Annotated in this window: 16 protein-coding genes; 11 read left to right on the plus strand and 5 right to left on the minus strand. The window is 65.7% G+C overall.

Annotated elements, in window-relative coordinates:
• Window positions 1–416: 416 nt before the first annotated feature.
• The 6 genes from rpsB (at window position 417) to ABD687_RS19410 (ending at window position 5,542) form a co-directional block, all read left to right on the plus strand.
• Complete coding sequence (gene rpsB / locus ABD687_RS19385; protein ID WP_264268112.1) at window positions 417–1,301, plus strand: 30S ribosomal protein S2; 885 nt, start codon at window positions 417–419, stop codon at window positions 1,299–1,301.
• Between the two features lie 140 nt (window positions 1,302–1,441).
• Entirely contained in the window at window positions 1,442–2,281 is an 840-nt protein-coding gene (gene tsf, locus ABD687_RS19390; RefSeq protein ID WP_264268111.1) for a translation elongation factor Ts, read from the plus strand.
• Between the two features lie 206 nt (window positions 2,282–2,487).
• The gene (gene pyrH, locus ABD687_RS19395) at window positions 2,488–3,231 is read left to right on the plus strand and encodes a UMP kinase (protein WP_310288787.1); all 744 of its coding nucleotides are present in this window, start codon (window positions 2,488–2,490) and stop codon (window positions 3,229–3,231) included.
• A gap of 97 nt (window positions 3,232–3,328) precedes the next feature.
• Entirely contained in the window at window positions 3,329–3,886 is a 558-nt protein-coding gene (gene frr / locus ABD687_RS19400; protein WP_264268109.1) for a ribosome recycling factor, read from the plus strand.
• Window positions 3,886–4,818, plus strand: coding sequence for a phosphatidate cytidylyltransferase (locus ABD687_RS19405; RefSeq protein ID WP_377700367.1), 933 nt, complete (start codon window positions 3,886–3,888; stop codon window positions 4,816–4,818). The genes frr and ABD687_RS19405 overlap by 1 nt, the downstream gene beginning before the upstream one ends.
• Before the next feature lie 139 nt (window positions 4,819–4,957).
• Window positions 4,958–5,542, plus strand: coding sequence for a DivIVA domain-containing protein (locus tag ABD687_RS19410; protein WP_264268108.1), 585 nt, complete (start codon window positions 4,958–4,960; stop codon window positions 5,540–5,542).
• Window positions 5,543–5,645: 103 nt separating this feature from the next.
• On the opposite strand, the gene ABD687_RS19415 is transcribed toward ABD687_RS19410, so the two are convergent.
• Genes ABD687_RS19415 through ABD687_RS19430 form a run of 4 tightly spaced genes read right to left on the minus strand, consistent with a single transcriptional unit; the run spans window position 5,646 to window position 9,515 of the window.
• Window positions 5,646–7,127, minus strand: coding sequence for a sodium/solute symporter (locus ABD687_RS19415; protein ID WP_310293370.1), 1,482 nt, complete (start codon window positions 7,125–7,127; stop codon window positions 5,646–5,648).
• A complete protein-coding gene (locus tag ABD687_RS19420) occupies window positions 7,127–7,555 on the minus strand; it encodes a hypothetical protein (protein ID WP_264268107.1) in 429 nt (142 codons plus the stop codon). The genes ABD687_RS19415 and ABD687_RS19420 overlap by 1 nt, the downstream gene beginning before the upstream one ends.
• Window positions 7,552–8,268, minus strand: a complete 717-nt coding sequence (locus ABD687_RS19425; protein ID WP_310288784.1) for a LytR/AlgR family response regulator transcription factor — start codon at window positions 8,266–8,268, stop codon at window positions 7,552–7,554. Before ABD687_RS19425 ends, ABD687_RS19420 begins: the two co-directional genes overlap by 4 nt.
• A gap of 47 nt (window positions 8,269–8,315) precedes the next feature.
• On the minus strand, window positions 8,316–9,515 hold the full coding sequence (locus ABD687_RS19430) for a sensor histidine kinase (RefSeq protein WP_264268105.1): 1,200 nt from the start codon (window positions 9,513–9,515) through the stop codon (window positions 8,316–8,318).
• A 241-nt stretch (window positions 9,516–9,756) separates the two neighbouring features.
• Here ABD687_RS19430 and ABD687_RS19435 point away from each other — a divergent pair, with 241 nt between their 5' ends.
• Window positions 9,757–10,101: a DUF485 domain-containing protein gene (locus ABD687_RS19435; RefSeq protein WP_264268104.1), complete on the plus strand. Its 345-nt coding sequence runs from the start codon at window positions 9,757–9,759 to the stop codon at window positions 10,099–10,101.
• Between the two features lie 3 nt (window positions 10,102–10,104).
• Window positions 10,105–11,733 carry a solute symporter family protein gene (locus ABD687_RS19440; protein WP_264268103.1) on the plus strand — a complete coding sequence of 543 codons (1,629 nt, stop codon included), beginning with the start codon at window positions 10,105–10,107 and terminating at the stop codon, window positions 11,731–11,733.
• 178 nt (window positions 11,734–11,911) lie between these two features.
• On the opposite strand, the gene ABD687_RS19445 is transcribed toward ABD687_RS19440, so the two are convergent.
• The gene (locus tag ABD687_RS19445; protein WP_264268102.1) at window positions 11,912–12,427 is read right to left on the minus strand and encodes an Lrp/AsnC family transcriptional regulator; all 516 of its coding nucleotides are present in this window, start codon (window positions 12,425–12,427) and stop codon (window positions 11,912–11,914) included.
• Between the two features lie 184 nt (window positions 12,428–12,611).
• On the opposite strand from ABD687_RS19445, the gene pdhA reads away from it, so the two are divergent.
• Genes pdhA through ABD687_RS19460 form a run of 3 tightly spaced genes read left to right on the plus strand, consistent with a single transcriptional unit; the run spans window position 12,612 to window position 16,137 of the window.
• The gene (gene pdhA, locus ABD687_RS19450) at window positions 12,612–13,742 is read left to right on the plus strand and encodes a pyruvate dehydrogenase (acetyl-transferring) E1 component subunit alpha (protein ID WP_377700368.1); all 1,131 of its coding nucleotides are present in this window, start codon (window positions 12,612–12,614) and stop codon (window positions 13,740–13,742) included.
• The gene (locus tag ABD687_RS19455) at window positions 13,739–14,746 is read left to right on the plus strand and encodes an alpha-ketoacid dehydrogenase subunit beta (protein WP_310288772.1); all 1,008 of its coding nucleotides are present in this window, start codon (window positions 13,739–13,741) and stop codon (window positions 14,744–14,746) included. Before pdhA ends, ABD687_RS19455 begins: the two co-directional genes overlap by 4 nt.
• Complete coding sequence (locus ABD687_RS19460; RefSeq protein WP_310288769.1) at window positions 14,743–16,137, plus strand: dihydrolipoamide acetyltransferase family protein; 1,395 nt, start codon at window positions 14,743–14,745, stop codon at window positions 16,135–16,137. The genes ABD687_RS19455 and ABD687_RS19460 overlap by 4 nt, the downstream gene beginning before the upstream one ends.
• The last annotated feature ends 208 nt before the right edge of the window (window positions 16,138–16,345 follow it).

Here is a 16,345-nt window from a genome sequence, read left to right on the forward strand (position 1 = left end):
TACGGATGGCCCCCGGCCCGATCTTCACCGCTTTGTGGAGGTTTCCGGCGTGTGATGCACGTCCCTTGTCCTTGTGCGGATGTGTCAATTTTGGCGCCACCTGCCTGTAGTACACTTGAGCATGCGGTTCCCTGTGCCCTCTTGAAGCATGCGCTGATTGAGGGACTACAAGAAACCGACTTCGCGTATGAGTCATCCACACCTGAAAATCCCACTTCCGTGGCGATCTGTTGCGTGTGCGACTGGCAGGCCCGCGGTCCGAATACATTCGGGAGGGGCCAGGCCAGGAACGGTTTGCCGTTCTGCTCATGCCAGGGGTCGCGTCCAATACCGGATGCGCACCATCAACCGATAACAATGGCAGTTACCGCGGCCCAGTGATGGGCCGGCCAGCTACTGCCGGAAGGAGTTGCGACATGCCAGTCGTAACCATGCGCCAGCTGCTCGACAGCGGCGTTCACTTTGGACACCAGACCCGTCGTTGGAACCCGAAGATGAAGCGTTTCATCTTCACGGAGCGCAACGGCATCTACATCATTGACTTGCAGCAGTCGCTGTCGTACATCGACCGCGCCTACGAGTTCGTCAAGCAGACCGTTGCCCACGGCGGCACCGTTCTGTTCGTTGGCACCAAGAAGCAGGCTCAGGAAGCAATTTCGGAGCAGGCTACCCGCGTTGGCCAGCCCTTCGTCAACCAGCGCTGGCTCGGTGGCATGCTCACCAACTTCCAGACCGTTTCCAAGCGCATCTCGCGCATGAAGGAACTGGAAGAGATCAACTTCGAGGATGTTGCCGGTTCGGGCCACACCAAGAAGGAGCTGCTGCTGCTCAAGCGCGAGCTGACCAAGCTTCAGACCAACCTTGGCGGTATCCGCAACCTGACGAAGACCCCTTCGGTCCTCTGGGTTGTCGACACCAAGAAGGAGCACCTGGCCATCGATGAGGCACGCAAGCTGGGCATCCCGGTTGTTGCCATCCTCGACACCAACTGCGACCCGGACGAAGTCCAGTACCCGATCCCGGGCAACGACGACGCCATCCGCTCCGTCAACCTGCTCACCCGCGTCGTTGCCGACGCCGTTGCCGCTGGCCTGATCGCCCGCAACAACAAGGCTGCAGGCAACACCGAAGCTCCGGCCGAGCCGTTGGCCGAGTGGGAGCGCGAACTGCTCGAGGCCGGCAAGGCCGAGGCACCCGCTGCTGAAGCACCCGCCGCCGAAGCTGCTCCGGCAGCCGAGGAAGCACCCGCCGCTGAAGCTGCTCCGGCAGCCGAGGAAGCACCGGCCGCTTCGGCCGAGTAGTCACAAAACCAAGGTCCCTTGTTGTCGGCGCTCCCCTTTTGCGGGGGAGCGCCGACAACCGGAGACAAACCGCGGGACGGGCCACATTCGGCCCGTCCTTCGGCGAAAAAGCTCAAAACCACTTATGAATGGGGTTGCACGTGGCAAACTACACCGCTGCTGACATTAAGGCACTGCGCGAGCGCACCGGCGCTGGCATGATGGACGTCAAGAAGGCGCTCGACGAGGCCAACGGCGACGCCGAGAAGGCCATGGAGCTCATCCGCATCAAGGGCCTGAAGGGCGCGACCAAGCGCGAAGGCCGCTCGACCTCGGAAGGCCTCGTTGCCGCCAAGGTTGTCGAGGGCACCGTCGGCGTCATGATCGAGCTTTCCTGCGAGACCGACTTCGTCGCCAAGAACGACAAGTTCATCGCCCTGGCCGCCAAGGTCCTGGACATTGCCGTGTCCTCCGGCGCAGCCGACCTGGAGACCCTGCTGGCAGTCGACGTCGAGGGCAAGACCCTTGCCGACGTCGTCACCGAAGAGGGCGCAGTCTTGGGCGAGAAGGTCATCGTTCGCCGTCTGTCCCGTATCGAGGGTGCATCGGTTGATGCCTACCTGCACAAGACCTCCAAGGACCTCCCGGCCCAGGTTGGCGTTCTCGTTGCAGTGGACGGCGCCGGCGAAGCCGCAGCCACCGTTGCACACGACGTTGCAGTGCACACCGCTGCAATGGCACCGACCGTGCTTTCCCGCGATGACATCGACGCCGAGATCGTCGAGTCCGAGCGCCGCATTGCCCAGGAGACCGCTGTCGCCGAGGGCAAGCCGGAAGCCGCCATGACCAAGATCGTTGAAGGCCGCCTGACCGGCTTCTTCAAGGAGCAGGTGCTGGTCGACCAGGCATTCGCCAAGGACGCCAAGAAGACCGTGGGCAAGGTGCTGGAAGAAGCCGGCGTCAACGCCACCGCCTTCGCACGTTTCCGCGTCGGAGCCTAATTAGCTTCAACAGCAGGTAAATTGGTTCTCGGCGCCCCGGCACCGGTAACCATTTGCTTCACACCAAGGTAGAGGGGGTGGCCACTTCAACGTGGCCGCCCCTTTTTCCTGCCAGCTCCCGGGCCATCGAGGACCGAGGGCCGGCCACACCCCCAACAGCTACAACGTGGGCCCGCACCGACCCGCACGCAGGAGGAATGACACCCATGGACGCAACCCCCGAATCGCATGATCACACCCAGGCCCCGCGTCGCCGCAGGGTCTTGCTGAAGCTTTCCGGAGAGGTCTTCGGCGGCGGCAAGCTGGGCGTCGACCCGGTCACCGTGCGTGGCATTGCCGAGCAGATCGCCGCAACCGTGGGCAAGGTGGAGGTCGCCATCGTGGTTGGCGGCGGCAACTTCTTCCGCGGCGCCGAACTTTCGGCCTCGGGCATGGACCGCTCGCGCGCCGACTACATGGGCATGCTCGGCACCGTCATGAACTGCCTGGCCCTGCAGGATTTCCTGGAACAGGCCGGCGTTGACACCCGCGTCCAGTCCGCGATCTCCATGGCCCAGGTCGCCGAGACCTATATTCCGCGCCGCGCCATCCGCCATATGGAAAAGGACCGCGTCGTAATCTTCGGCGCCGGGGCAGGCCTGCCGTACTTTTCCACCGACACCGTGGCAGCCCAGCGCGCCCTCGAGGTCGACGCCGACGTGGTCTTGATGGCCAAGAGCGGTGTCGACGGCGTGTACACCGCGGACCCGAAGAAGGACCCGACCGCCACCAAGCTTGAGCACCTCACCTACGAAGAGGCCCTCATCAAGGACATCCGCGTCATGGACCAGACCGCCATGACCATGTGCAAGGACAACAAGCTGGAAATGATGGTCTTCGGCATGGAAGGCGACGGAAACGTCACCCGCGCCATCCTCGGCGAGAAGATCGGCACCCGCGTCACCATCTAGGTGCCCCGCGCCATGCCCTCCCGTGGCATAGGATTGTTCACAAGCCCAAAATTACCCGGCCACCCATCGATTGGGAGCCGATTCAAAGGAGTAGACCGTGATTGAGGAAATCCTCTTCGAGGTATCCGACAAGATGGACAGCACCATCGAGAACGCGAAGGAAGACTTCTCCGCGATCCGCACCGGCCGTGCGCACCCGGGAATGTACGCCAAGGTCATGGTGGACTACTACGGTTCCCCGACCCCGCTGCAGCAGCTGGCATCCTTCGCCACCCCGGATGCCCGCACCATCCTGATCAGCCCCTACGACGTGACCGCCCTGCGTGAAATCGAAAAGGCGCTCGGCGACTCCGAGGTTGGCGCGAACCCGTCCAACGACGGCAAGACCATCCGCGTGATCATGCCGGTGTTGACCCAGGAACGCCGCAAGGAATACGTCAAGGTCGTTCGCGGCAAGGGCGAAGACGCCAAGGTGGCCCTGCGCAACCTGCGCCGGAAGGCCAAGGACGGCATTGACAAGCTGGTCAAGGACGGCGAAGTCGGCGAGGACGAAGGCGCCCGCGCCGAAAAGGAACTTGACGCACTGACCAAGTCGCACGCCGAAAGCATCGACGACTTGCTCAAGCGCAAGGAAGCCGAGCTGCTGGAAGTCTAATGGCCAATCCCACCGAGCCGAGCGAAGGAGCCGCAGGTTCCCCTCCGGAGCCGACGCCGGATCCCGGAGGGCTTGATGCCATGACCCGGCGAAGCCGCAAGTCGACGCGCACCCAGCCCTCGCGGGCAGGACGCGACCTCCCCGCGGCAATCGTCGTCGGGCTGGTGCTGTTGGCCGTGGTGCTGACCGGGCTGTTTTGGTTGCCGCTGGCGTTCGTCGCCACGGTGGCGATCTTCGGAGTCGTGGGCAGCTGGGAAGTTTCACGGGCACTGATCGGCGGGGGAATCGACACCCCGCTGGTTCCCCTGGCCGTGGCCGGGGTGGCCCTGCCGTTCTCCGCCTACTACGGCGGTCTCGAGGCCTTGGGCATGGCGTTTACCGCCAGCGCCCTGCTGGTCTTCCTGTGGCGCATCATCGAGGGGCCGGCCAAATCCGTGCCCTCGATCGTTGCAAGCATCTTCGTCTTGACGTGGGTGCCGCTGCTGCTGAGCTTTGCCGTGCTGCTGCTGAACGAACCGGACGGGCACTTGCTGGTGACAACGATGTTGTTGCTGGTGGTCTCCAACGATACGTTCGGGTATCTGGTGGGCGTGCTGTTCGGAAAGCGCCCGATGGCTCCGAAGATCAGCCCCAAAAAGTCCTGGGAGGGCTTTGCCGGGTCGGTTGCCGGGGCCACGGTGGTGGGCATCGCTGCGGCGGTGTTCCTGCTGGATGCCCCTTGGGGGGTGGGCATCCCGCTGGCGGTTGCGACGGTTGTCGCCGCAACGGCCGGGGACCTGGCCGAGTCGATGGTCAAGCGGGAACTGGGCATCAAGGACATGAGCAACATCCTGCCGGGCCACGGCGGGGTCATGGACCGGCTGGATTCGGTGCTCTTCGCCATCCCGGTGACGTATATCCTCACCATTTTGCTGATGCCCGGCGCGCTGTAGGCCGCGGGTGCCAAAGCATCCCTAAGATGGACATGCGGGTTGGTGCCGCCGCGCCCCGGTTGAACCCGGGCAATCGCACCACCCGCAGCAACAAGGTGCCGGTCTTCCGGTACGCAATACCAACACCAAGGAAAGAATTGTGAGTCAGGACAAGGCACAGCCGGCACCCAGCCCCTTTGAGCGCGTGGGGGAAAAGGAATTCGGCTACAACACCAAACAGGTGGATGTGTTCCTCGCCCGCGCCCGAGCCACGTTCAATGGCGACGGCGACGATGATTCGATTGTCACCAGCCACATGGTCCGCCGCACGGTTTTCCCTGCCCAGCGCGGCGGCTACAGCGCCCGCGAGGTGGACGGTGCGCTGGACAGGCTCGAGGACGTCTTTGCCCAGCGGGAACGCGATGCACTGATCCACGCCGATGGCGAGGACGCCTGGCTGCAGCAGGTCGGCCGGCTCTCGGCGATCCTGCGTGGACGCCTGCACCGGTCCCCAGGCGAGCGCTTCCGCAGGCCTTCGCGCTCCAGCGCGTCGAGCTACAACGTCCAGGACGTGGACAAGCTCTGCTCCCAGCTCATTGACTACTTCGAGAAGGACGTCCCGATGAGCGTCGACGCCGTGCGACGGGCGGAGTTCCGCCGCGCCGAGGGCGAGCACGGCTACGAGGAGTCGCAGGTCGACGCGTTCCTGGATCGCGTCGTGGAGCTCATGGCCTCGATCGACTAGCCTTTCGGCTCCGTCGAAGTCTTCAATGCGGTTGGCCTGGTGTCTGTCACCAGGCCAACCGCATTCTTTATGCCCGCATCAGGGGCCGTGACGGTCCCAGGCGTCAGGGCAGCGTTCCGGCCTGCGCCTCGGGAACATGCAGTCGGGCCATGACCTCGTCGATGCGTCCGGGCGGGCGGCGCCTGGTTGCCAGGGACACGAAGATCATCACGAGGAATGCCAGCGGCACGCACCAGGCGGCCGGCTGCGCCAGCAGGGCATGGAAGGACTGCGGCTCGTTGGGCACCGCTGCCGCCAGTACCAGGGACGCGCCGCAGCACACGGCGCCGGTCACCATGCCGGAAATCGCCCCGGCAACGGTGAGCCCGCGCCACCAGATCCCCAGCAACAGCAGCGGGCAGATGGTTGCCGCGGTGAAGGCAAAGACCGAGCCGATGGCACCGGCCAGCGCCAGGCTGGAGGTGCCCATGGCCAGCAGCAGCGGGACGGCGGTGGCGATGAGCGTGGAGATCCGGAATCCGCGCACCGTGCCGCGGAACAGGTCCTGCGAGATGGTCCCGGCCAGGGAGACCACCAGGCCCGAGGAGGTGGAGAGGAACGCGGCGAAGGCACCGCCGATGATGATCGCCGTCAGCGCATCCCCGGCGGTTCCGCCCACGATGCGCCCCGGCAGCAGCAACACCGTGGCATCGGCGTTCCCGCTGGTGGCAAGTTCCGGGGTGAAGGCCCTGCCCAGGATGCCCAGCACCGTGGGGAAGAGGTAGAACAACGCCAGCAATCCCAGCACGATCGCGGTGGTCTTTCGGGCCGAGGGACCATCCGGGTTGGTGTAGAAGCGCACCAGCACGTGGGGCAGTCCCAGCGTGCCAAAGAGCAGCGCCACCAGCAGCGAGATGTTGTAGTACAGGCCCTGGTTCGCCGCCGGGTCGCTGGCGTGATCGAAGACGGCACCGCCCAGGGTCGCCGATTCCCCGGCCAGGCCCAGATGCAGCAGCAGGAAGACGGCGGGGATCGCCAGGGCCGCGAGCTTGAGCCAGTACTGAAACGCCTGGACGAAGGTGATCGAGCGCATGCCGCCGGCCAGCACGGTGAGGCACACGATCCCCATGACCAGTACCGAACCCATCCAACCGGGAAGCCCGGTGCTGATGCCCAGCGTCAGCGAGGCTCCATGCAGTTGCGGGACGATGTACAGCCAACAGATGACCACCACCAGGAAGCTGGTGAGCCTGCGCAGCCTCATCGAGCCCAGCCGGATCTGCGCAAAGTCGGGGATGGTGTACGCGCGGGAGCGGCGCAGCGGCGCCGCCACAAAGAGCAGCAGCATCAAGTAGCCGGCGGTGTACCCGATGGGGAACCACAACCCGTCCTGCCCGGAGACCACGATGAGCCCGGCAATGCCCAGGAACGATGCGGCCGAAAGGTATTCCCCGCCGATGGCGCTGGCGTTCCACCAGGGCTTGACGGTGCGCGATGCCACGTAGAAGTCCCCGGTGGTGCGCGAGAGCCGCAGCCCGTTGACGGCAATGAGCACCGTCGCCAGGGAAACCAGCAACACCGAGAGCAGGGCAACGGCCGGATTGATCATTTGGCGATGCTCCGGTACTTGGCCTCGTTGCGCGCCGCCGCCCGGTTGAAGAGGAAGGCACAGAGCATGATCAGCGGGTAGACGCCCACGCCCAGCAACCACCACGGCAAGGGGATGGTCGCCAGGCGGATGTCGTTGATCTGCGGCCAGGTGAACACCATGACGGCGAGGCCCACCAGCACCAACAGGAAGCCCAGGGCCACCGAGGCGGCCAGGCGCAGCTGCGAGCGGATCAGCGAGTGGACGTAGAAGGTGTCGGCGGCATCCGGGGCGGAACGGCGGACGATGTTCAGCATGGTGCCGGCGGGTGCGCTGACCCGCACGCGGGCTCCGGTGGGTGCCGGGAGCCCGTCATCGGGAGCCTGGACCGGGTGCGGACCGGGGGATTCGCGCGGCGGCTCGGCGGCGGCGCCGGATTCGCTCACAGCGGCCGGACTCGATTCGCGGCCAGCTTCTCGCGCAGGTAGGGCAGGGCGCGGCGCGAGACGGGGAGCTCGGTGCCGCCGATGAGAACCACGGCCTTGCCGGTGGCCAGCTTGACGGTGTCGATCTTGTCCATGGACACCAGGTAGGAGCGGTGGATGCGGACGTAGCCTGCCGCCCCCCACTGCTGCTCCAGGTCGTTGAGCGGGACCCGGATCAGGTAGCTGGCATCCTTGATGTGCAGCCGCGCGTAGTCGCCCTGCGCCTGCACGTAGAGGATCTCGTCGCGGCGGATCATCTTGGTGATGCCGCCCTTTTCCACCGTGACCATGTCCGGCTTCACGGTGTCCTCCTCGGCCAGCTCGCAGATGCGGCGGACCGACTCGGCCAGGCGCTCGGGGCGCACCGGCTTGAGCACGTAGTCCACCGCGGCCAGCTCGAAGGCCTCCAGCGCCTGGTCCTCGTCGGCGGTCACGAAGACCACGGCCGGGGGACGGGTGAAGCGGGAGATGACCCGGGCGATGTCCAGCCCGGAGAGCGCCGGCATGTGGATGTCCAGGAAGAGGGCGTCGACCTCGAACTCCTCCAGGGCCTTCAAGGCCTCGGCCCCGGAATTGGCCCGGTGGATGGTGCCCACCCGTGAATCGAGCGACAACAAATACGCCAGTTCCGCAACGGCAGGCAGTTCATCGTCGGCAACGACCACGTTAATCATGCACGTCATTTTACCCGCACCCCGCGGGGGAAGGCGGACCCGGCGCGCTATCGGGCGGCGATGCCCGGCGCGGTGGGCTCGACCCCGGGGCGGAACTTGGGGATGCGCATGGTGATCAGCGTGCCGGCACCCGGGGCGGTGTCGATGACCAGCCCGTGGGCGTCCCCGTAGACCTGACGCAGTCGCACATCGACATTGCGCAGGCCCACATGGATGGACTCGGTGGTCCCCGCCAGCACCGCCGCCAGGGCCACCGGGTCGATGCCCACCCCGTCGTCCTCCACGGTGATCAACGCGTATTCGCCCGAATCCGAGGCGCTGATGGTGATCAGTCCGCCGCCGGGCTTGGATTCCAGGCCGTGGCGCACGGCGTTTTCCACCAGCGGCTGCAGGCTCAGGAACGGGATGGCGGTGGCCAGCACCTCGGGGGCTATGGCCAGGGAGACCTTGATGCGGTCGCCGAAGCGCGCCTTTTCCAGCAGCAGGTACCTGTCGATGGCGGTGAGTTCCTCGGCGAGCGTGGTGAAGTCCCCGTGGCGGCGGAAGGAATAGCGGGTGAAGTCGGCGAACTCCACCACCAGTTCGCGTGCCCGGGCCGGGTCGGTGATGATGAACGAGGCGATCGCGTTCAGCGAGTTGTAGATGAAGTGCGGGCTGATCTGGGCGCGCAGCGCGCGGACCTCCGCCTCCATGAGCAATGCACGGGAGGCATCGAGCTCGGCCAGCCCCACCTGCGCCGCGACCCAGGCGGCGACCTCGGCCACCGCGCGCACGAACCCGGCACCGGCGCGCGGGATGTACGCGCAGACGGTGCCCACCGGGACGTCCCCGACCATGATCGGGGCGCAGACCATGTCCCCGGTATCCGAGCGCTTGACCTGGGTGCGGGTGGCGGAGAGCGCAGCGGCCGCAAGTTCCAGCGCCGCGGCGGTGCCCCGGTCCCCGGTGTCCGGGATCGTGCCGTCCACCGCGAGCACCGCCGAGGTGTCGGTGATGACCAATCCCTGGGCAGCCAGCAGCGCGCGCAGGTGCTTCCCTGCCGTGGCGGCACCTTCCGGGGTGAGGCCCTGGGCCAGGTGCGGGGCCGCCACCGAGACCCGGTGAAGGGTCTCAAAGGTCGCCTTCTCGGCGTCGGTCCCCAGGTCCCGGCTGGAGCGCGCGATCTTGAACGCCAGATAGCCCACCAGGGTGCCGCCGACCACGACGGTGGCGACAATCAGGGTCATCTGCAGCGCGGTGGAGAGCATGTTCCCAAGCCTACGCGGCGCCCGGACGGGCATGCCGTTCGTCGTCGTCAGGTGCCGCTTGGCGCATCCGGGGGACCGTTTGCCGGATGCCGCACCCGGCCCCCTTCCCGCGTGGAGGGTCCATGGCGCAGGGTGATCTTAGTCACCCTGCCAGGTGGCGTACCCCACAAGGCCGGCCTGATCGGACGGCTCGGGCAAGGTACCGCTCCTGGCGCCTTGAGCCCCTTGTGAAGGAGGAGTCATGAGCACCACCGAAGAGTCGGACCTTGGAACCGGCATTGATTTTGAGAAAGAGCAGGACTCGGAAGAGTTCCGCGAGCTGCGCAAGACGCACCGCAGCTTTGTTTTCCCCATGGCAGTCATTTTCCTGCTGTGGTACTTCGCCTACGTCCTATTGGCCGACTATGCGCACGAATTCATGTCCATCAAGGTATGGGGCAACTTCAACGTGGGCCTGCTGCTGGGCCTGCTGCAATTTGTTTCCACCTTCGGCATCACCGCCGCCTACGTCTCCTACAGCAACAAGAAGCTTGATCCGAAGGCAACCGCGATCCGCAAGCGCCTCGAAGCACAGGAAGGGGAGTAGGCCATGAACGTCCTTACTTCATCGGTCCTCGCCGCGGCCGCCGAATCGACCAAGGTCGGCAACCCGTGGGTCAACATCGGGATCTTCGGCATCTTCGTGGGCATCACCCTGATCGTGGTGCTCAAGGCCTCGAGCAACAACAAGACCGCCGCCGACTACTACGCCGGCGGGCGTTCCTTCACCGGGACGCAGAACGGCACCGCGATCGCCGGGGACTACCTCTCGGCCGCATCGTTCCTGGGCATCGTGGGGGCCATTGCCATCAACGGCTATGACGGCTTCCTCTACTCCATCGGATTCCTGGTCGCCTGGCTGGTGGCCCTGCTGCTGGTCGCAGAGCTGCTGCGCAACACCGGCAAGTTCACCATGGCGGACGTGCTCTCCTTCCGCCTCAAGCAGCGCCCGGTGCGCATCGCCGCGGCCATCTCCACCCTCGCGGTCTGCGTGTTCTACCTGCTGGCCCAGATGGCCGGTGCCGGCGCGCTGGTCTCCCTGCTGCTGGGCATCGATGACAAGATGGGCCAGTCACTGGTCATCGTCGTCGTCGGCGCGCTGATGATCGTGTACGTGCTGATCGGCGGCATGAAGGGCACCACCTGGGTGCAGATCATCAAGGCCTGCCTGCTGATTGCCGGCGCGTTTATCATGACCATCATGGTCCTGGCCAACTATGGCTTCAACTTCTCAGCCCTGCTGGGGGCGGCGGTGGAAAGCGCCGGAACCCCGGAGATCCTGAACCCGGGCCTGCAATACGGCAAGTCGGAGACCTCCAAGCTGGACTTCATCTCCCTGGCCCTGGCCCTGGTGCTCGGCACCGCCGGCCTGCCGCACGTACTCATGCGCTTCTACACGGTTCCCACCGCCAAGGAGGCCCGCAAGTCGGTGGTCTGGGCCATCTGGCTCATCGGCGGCTTCTACCTCTTCACCCTGGTGCTGGGCTACGGTGCCGGCGCCATGATCGGTGCCGACAAGATCAAGGCCGCCCCGGGCGGCGTGAACTCCGCGGCCCCGCTGCTGGCCTTCGAACTCGGCGGCCCGCTGCTGCTGGGCCTGATCTCCGCGGTCGCCTTCGCCACCATCCTTGCGGTGGTGGCGGGCCTGACCATCACCGCGGCGGCATCCTTCGCCCACGACGTCTACGCCTCGGTCATCGCCAAGGGCAAGAGCACCCCGGAGAAGGAAATGAAGGTGGCACGCCGCACCGTCATCGTCATCGGTGTCTTCGCGATCCTCGGCGGCATCGGCGCCCAGGGGCAGAACGTCGCCTTCCTGGTGGCCCTGGCCTTCGCGGTGGCGGCCTCGGCCAACCTGCCCACCATCCTGTACTCGCTGTTCTGGAAGAAGTTCACCACCCAGGGCGCAGTCTGGTCCATGGTTGGCGGCCTCGGCTCCGCGATCCTGCTGATCGTCTTCTCCCCGGTGATGTCGGGTCTGCCGACGTCCATGATCCCGGGCGCCGACTTCGCGATCTTCCCGCTGGCCAACCCCGGCATCGTCTCGATCCCGCTGGCCTTCTTCCTAGGTTGGTTGGGCTCGGTGCTGGATAAGAATTCCGAGGACGTCGTCAAGTCTGCGGAAATGGAAGTACGCTCGCTGACCGGTGTCGGTGCCGAAAAGGCCGTCGACCACTAGCAGCCGGGCAAGATCCGCGGTGCGGGCGGGCTGCGGCCCGGCTCCACCGAGGCACATGGGCGGCGTCGTTTCCTTCCCCCATAGGGAGACGGCGCCGCCTTTGTCGTGCTCCGAAGATCGCTGGCAACTATCACGCGCCACCGGGGTGGACGTATGTACTGGTTTGGGAAGTCGCCGATCAGTCGTCGGCGTCCGGGCCGTTCCCCGCGGACTTGGTCCCAGGGCCGGAGGCCAGGCGCATCTGAATCAGGGCGGTGGTGCGGTGCGGAATCAACTCGGCCATCGACAGCGAGGTGTCGGCACGTTCCACTCCCTCGATGGCCAGGATCTGGCCGTTGACGCGGAAGAGCTCCTCCGCGCTATCCGCCACCACGCGCGCCAGGATGTCGGCGGATCCGGTCACCCCGTGCGCCTCGATAATTTCCGGGATCGCGCGCAGCCGTTCCACGATGTTGCCCAGCAAGCGCTGGCGCACGTGGATGTGCACGAAACTGACCAGCGGGAAACCAAGGGCAGCCGGGTTCACGCGCTGTTCGAAGGGCAGCAGCGCGCCGTTGGATTCCAGTCGCACCAAGCGGGCCTGGACGGTGTTGCGGCTGAGTCCCAGTTCGCTGGCCAGCGCCACGGCGCTGGCCTTGGGGCGGTGGCACAGGGCCGAAAGGATCCGCAGGTCGGTGGCATCAAGTTGCTGCATAATGCGCAAGATTAGCACCGCGTGACCTCTGCGAATAGTGCAAGCTGCGCAATGGGTCGTCCAAGGATTGTGCGCCCTGCATAACGTGAGTAGCATCACAGATAGGTGGCGGCGATGAGGCCGCACCCGCAGGAACGGCACGTCCCACCGGAATGCCAATCCTGATTCGCCATCGACGCAAAGGATGCTGACCGTGTCCCCCACGTTTGACCCGAAGGCCCCCGAGGGCCCCGATACCTACCTCCAGGTGATTTCCCCCGACGGCACCCGCCACCCATGCCCCGAGCTCGATGAATGGGTCGGTGACATCGATGTTCCCGCGCTGGAAAAGCTGTACATCGACATGGCCTGCATCCGCCGCCTGGATGCCGAAGGCACCGCCTTGCAGCGTCAGGGCGAGCTGGGGCTCTGGGCCCCGCTGCTGGGCCAGGAAGCCGCGCAGATCGGATCCGGCCGCGCGCTGGAAAACGACGATTTCATCTTCCCCTCCTACCGCGAACACGGGGTCGCCTATTGCCGCGGAGTGAACCCGCACGACCTGCTGCGCATGTGGCGCGGGGCGGCTCCCAGCGGGTGGAACCCCTACGAGGTCAACATGGCCAACCAACAGATCGTCATCGGGGCGCAGACCCTGCACGCCGCCGGCTACGCCATGGGGCTGAAGTTCGACGGCTCGGCCGCCGCGGCCATCACGTACTTCGGGGACGGGGCCACCAGCCAGGGCGATGTCAGCGAGGCCATGGTCTTCGCCGCCAGCTACCAGGCGCCGCTGGTGTTCTTCTGCCAGAACAACCACTGGGCCATCTCCGAACCCGTCGCCAGGCAGACCACCGGGCACATCGCCGACCGGGCAGCAGGCTTCGGCCTGGCCACCTGGCGGGTCGACGGCAACGACGTTCTCGCGGTCATGGCGGCCACCCGCGCGGCCCTGGCCCACGTGCGCACCGGCAGCGGCCCGGCATTCATCGAGGCGGTCACCTACCGGATGGGCGCCCACACCACGGCGGACGATCCCACGCGCTACCGCGATGCGCTGGAGCTGGAGGAATGGGCTGCGAAGGACCCCCTGGATAGGGTCGCCGCGCACCTGGACAGCCTGGGCGCGGACCTGGGGGAGCTGAAGAAACGCTCCGAGTCCGCGGCCGACGAGCTGGCCGCCGGCCTGCGTGAGGCCATCACCACCATGCCGGACCCCACCGTGGACGACCTCTTCGCCCACGTCTACAGCCATCCCCATCAGGGGCTGGAGGAACAACGCGAAAACTACTCCAACTATCTCGCCGGCTTTGCCGTCCAAGGGCAGGGAACCAAATGAAAACCCTCACCTTCTCACAGGCCCTGAACACCTCCTTGCGTTCGGCCATGGAACACGATTCCAAGGTCGTGCTCATGGGCGAGGACATCGGCAAGCTCGGCGGCGTCTTCCGCATCACCGACGGACTGCAAAAAGACTTCGGCCAGCACCGTGTCATCGACACACCGCTGGCCGAATCCGGCATCGTCGGCACCGCCATCGGCCTGGCATTCCGCGGCTACCGCCCGGTGGTGGAAATCCAATTCGACGGCTTCGTCTACCCGGCCTTCGACCAGATCGTCTCCCAGCTGGCCAAGATGCATTTCCGTTCCCGCGGCAACGTCAAGCTGCCGGTGACCATCCGCATCCCCTTCGGCGGCGGCATCGGCTCCCCGGAGCACCACTCCGAATCGCCCGAGGCCTACTTCGCCCACACCGCCGGTCTGCGGGTGGTCTCGCCGTCGAACCCGCAGGACGCCTACACCATGCTCCAGCAGGCGATCGCCGACGACGACCCGGTGATCTTCCTCGAGCCCAAGCGGCGTTACCACGTGCGCGGGGAGGTTGACACGGACCTGGTGCCGGATCCCGGCTCGCTCTACAACGCGCAGGTGGTGCGCGAGGGCGCGGACCTGACGCTGATTGCCTATGGTCCGCTGGTGAAAACCGCCATGGATGCCGCTGCAGCGGCACAAGACGAGGGAATCGACATCGAGGTCATCGACCTGCGCAGCATCGAACCGGTGGACTTCGTCACGCTTTCCGCATCCGTCCGCAAGACCGGCCGGGTGGTCATCGCCCATGAGGCCTCCAAGTTCGGCGGCATCGGCGCGGAGCTTGCCGCAAGCCTCACCGAGCGCTGCTTCGACCACCTGGACCACGCCCCGGTGCGGGTCACCGGATTCGACATCCCCTACCCGCCCTCGAAGCTGGAACACCACCATCTTCCGGATCTTGACCGGATCCTTGATGGGGTCGACAGGGCCATGCGACGCACCGGCGACCTGCTGGGAGAGGAAGGATGAACACCACCATGGAGAAACTCTTCAAGCTGCCCGATCTCGGTGAGGGCCTGACCGAATCCGAGATCCTCTCCTGGCGCGTTGCCGAGGGCGACACCGTGGAACTGAACCAGGTCATCGCCGAGGTCGAGACCGCCAAGGCGATCGTGGAACTTCCCTCTCCGTTCAGCGGGGTCGTGAAAAAGGTCTATGAGCAGGTCGGCGCCGTCGTGGAGGTCGGCAACCCGCTCATTTCCTTCGACGTGCCCGACCATTCCGGCACTTCCGGGCGGGAAGCCCGGGACGGGGGAGATGAGCCGGCCAAACGGCAGCCGACCCTGGTGGGATACGGAGCTGCCGTCGAAAACAGCGGGCATCCGACGCGCCGGGCCCGCAAGGCCCAGGCACCGCGGCAGGAACCGGCGCACACAGCTCCGGCTTCCGCCGGCCGGGGTGCCGGCGGTTCATCCGAGGCGAAACCCGCTTCGCCGAATCCCGGGCTCCGGATGGTTGATGCCGGTGACGAGGTGCCGCGGGGGATCGGCCACCTGCGGGCCACCCCGCCGGTGCGCAAATACGCCCGGGACCACAACATCGACCTGGGCTCGCTCAAGGGCACCGGCACCAACGGGCTGATCACGCGCGAGGATGTCGTGCGTGCCTCCGAGGGCGTCGGCGTTGAGGCGGAACCGCAGCGCGAAACCGCCGGCACCCGGGGCGAAACACGCACCCCCATCAAGGGCGTGCGCAAGGCCACCGCCGCCGCCATGGTGGCCAGCGCCTTCACCGCTCCCCACGTGACCGAATTCCTGAGCGTGGATGTCACTGAGACCTTGGCGCTGCTGGAGCGGTTGCGCACCTCGCCGCGGCTTTCCGGCGTGAAGATCACGGTGACCACCCTGGTGGCCAAGGTGGTCGTCCTCGCGCTGGCCCGGCACCGCACGCTGAACTCGCACTGGGACGGGGAAAACAACGAAATTGTCGAGTTCGGCCACGTGAATCTCGGGATCGCCGCGGCGACCGATCGCGGGCTGATGGTTCCTGTCGTCCACGGCGCCCAGGGCATGGACCTTGCGGAGCTGGCACGCGAAATCGGGGAACTGACTTCCGCGGCGCGGGACGGACGGATCACCCCGGCCCAGCTCGGTGGAGGGACCTTCAGCATCAGCAATGTGGGTGTCTTCGGCGTGGATGGAGGCACCCCGATCCTGCCGCCGGGCCAGGCAGGAATCCTCGCCATGGGCCAGGTACGCAAGATGCCGTGGGAACACCGGGACGAGATTGCCCTGCGACACATCATGGTGCTCTCACTGTCCTTTGACCATCGCGTGGTCGACGGGGAGCAAGGCGCCAGGTTCCTAGCGGAAATCGGACGGGTCCTTGAAGACCCGTCGATGCTGATGGGTTTGTTGTAGGGGGGACTGGTCGATGTCAGGGTCCCCACAATGAATGAGGTGAAATGTCATCCAGTCATAAGTTGCAGAATCATTAAGATTCTGTTTCAGGGCAGTCGTTCATTAGTTGTTTCAGAGATTTATGAGTAGTCTCACATGTGAGTGATGAGACTCACCCTGGTTTGGCGGTGCTTAAACAGGCACCCACGCCAACCAACAAACTCGTTGA

The sequence above is a fragment of the Paeniglutamicibacter sulfureus genome, from assembly GCF_039535115.1.
Lineage (GTDB): Bacteria > Actinomycetota > Actinomycetes > Actinomycetales > Micrococcaceae > Paeniglutamicibacter > Paeniglutamicibacter sulfureus.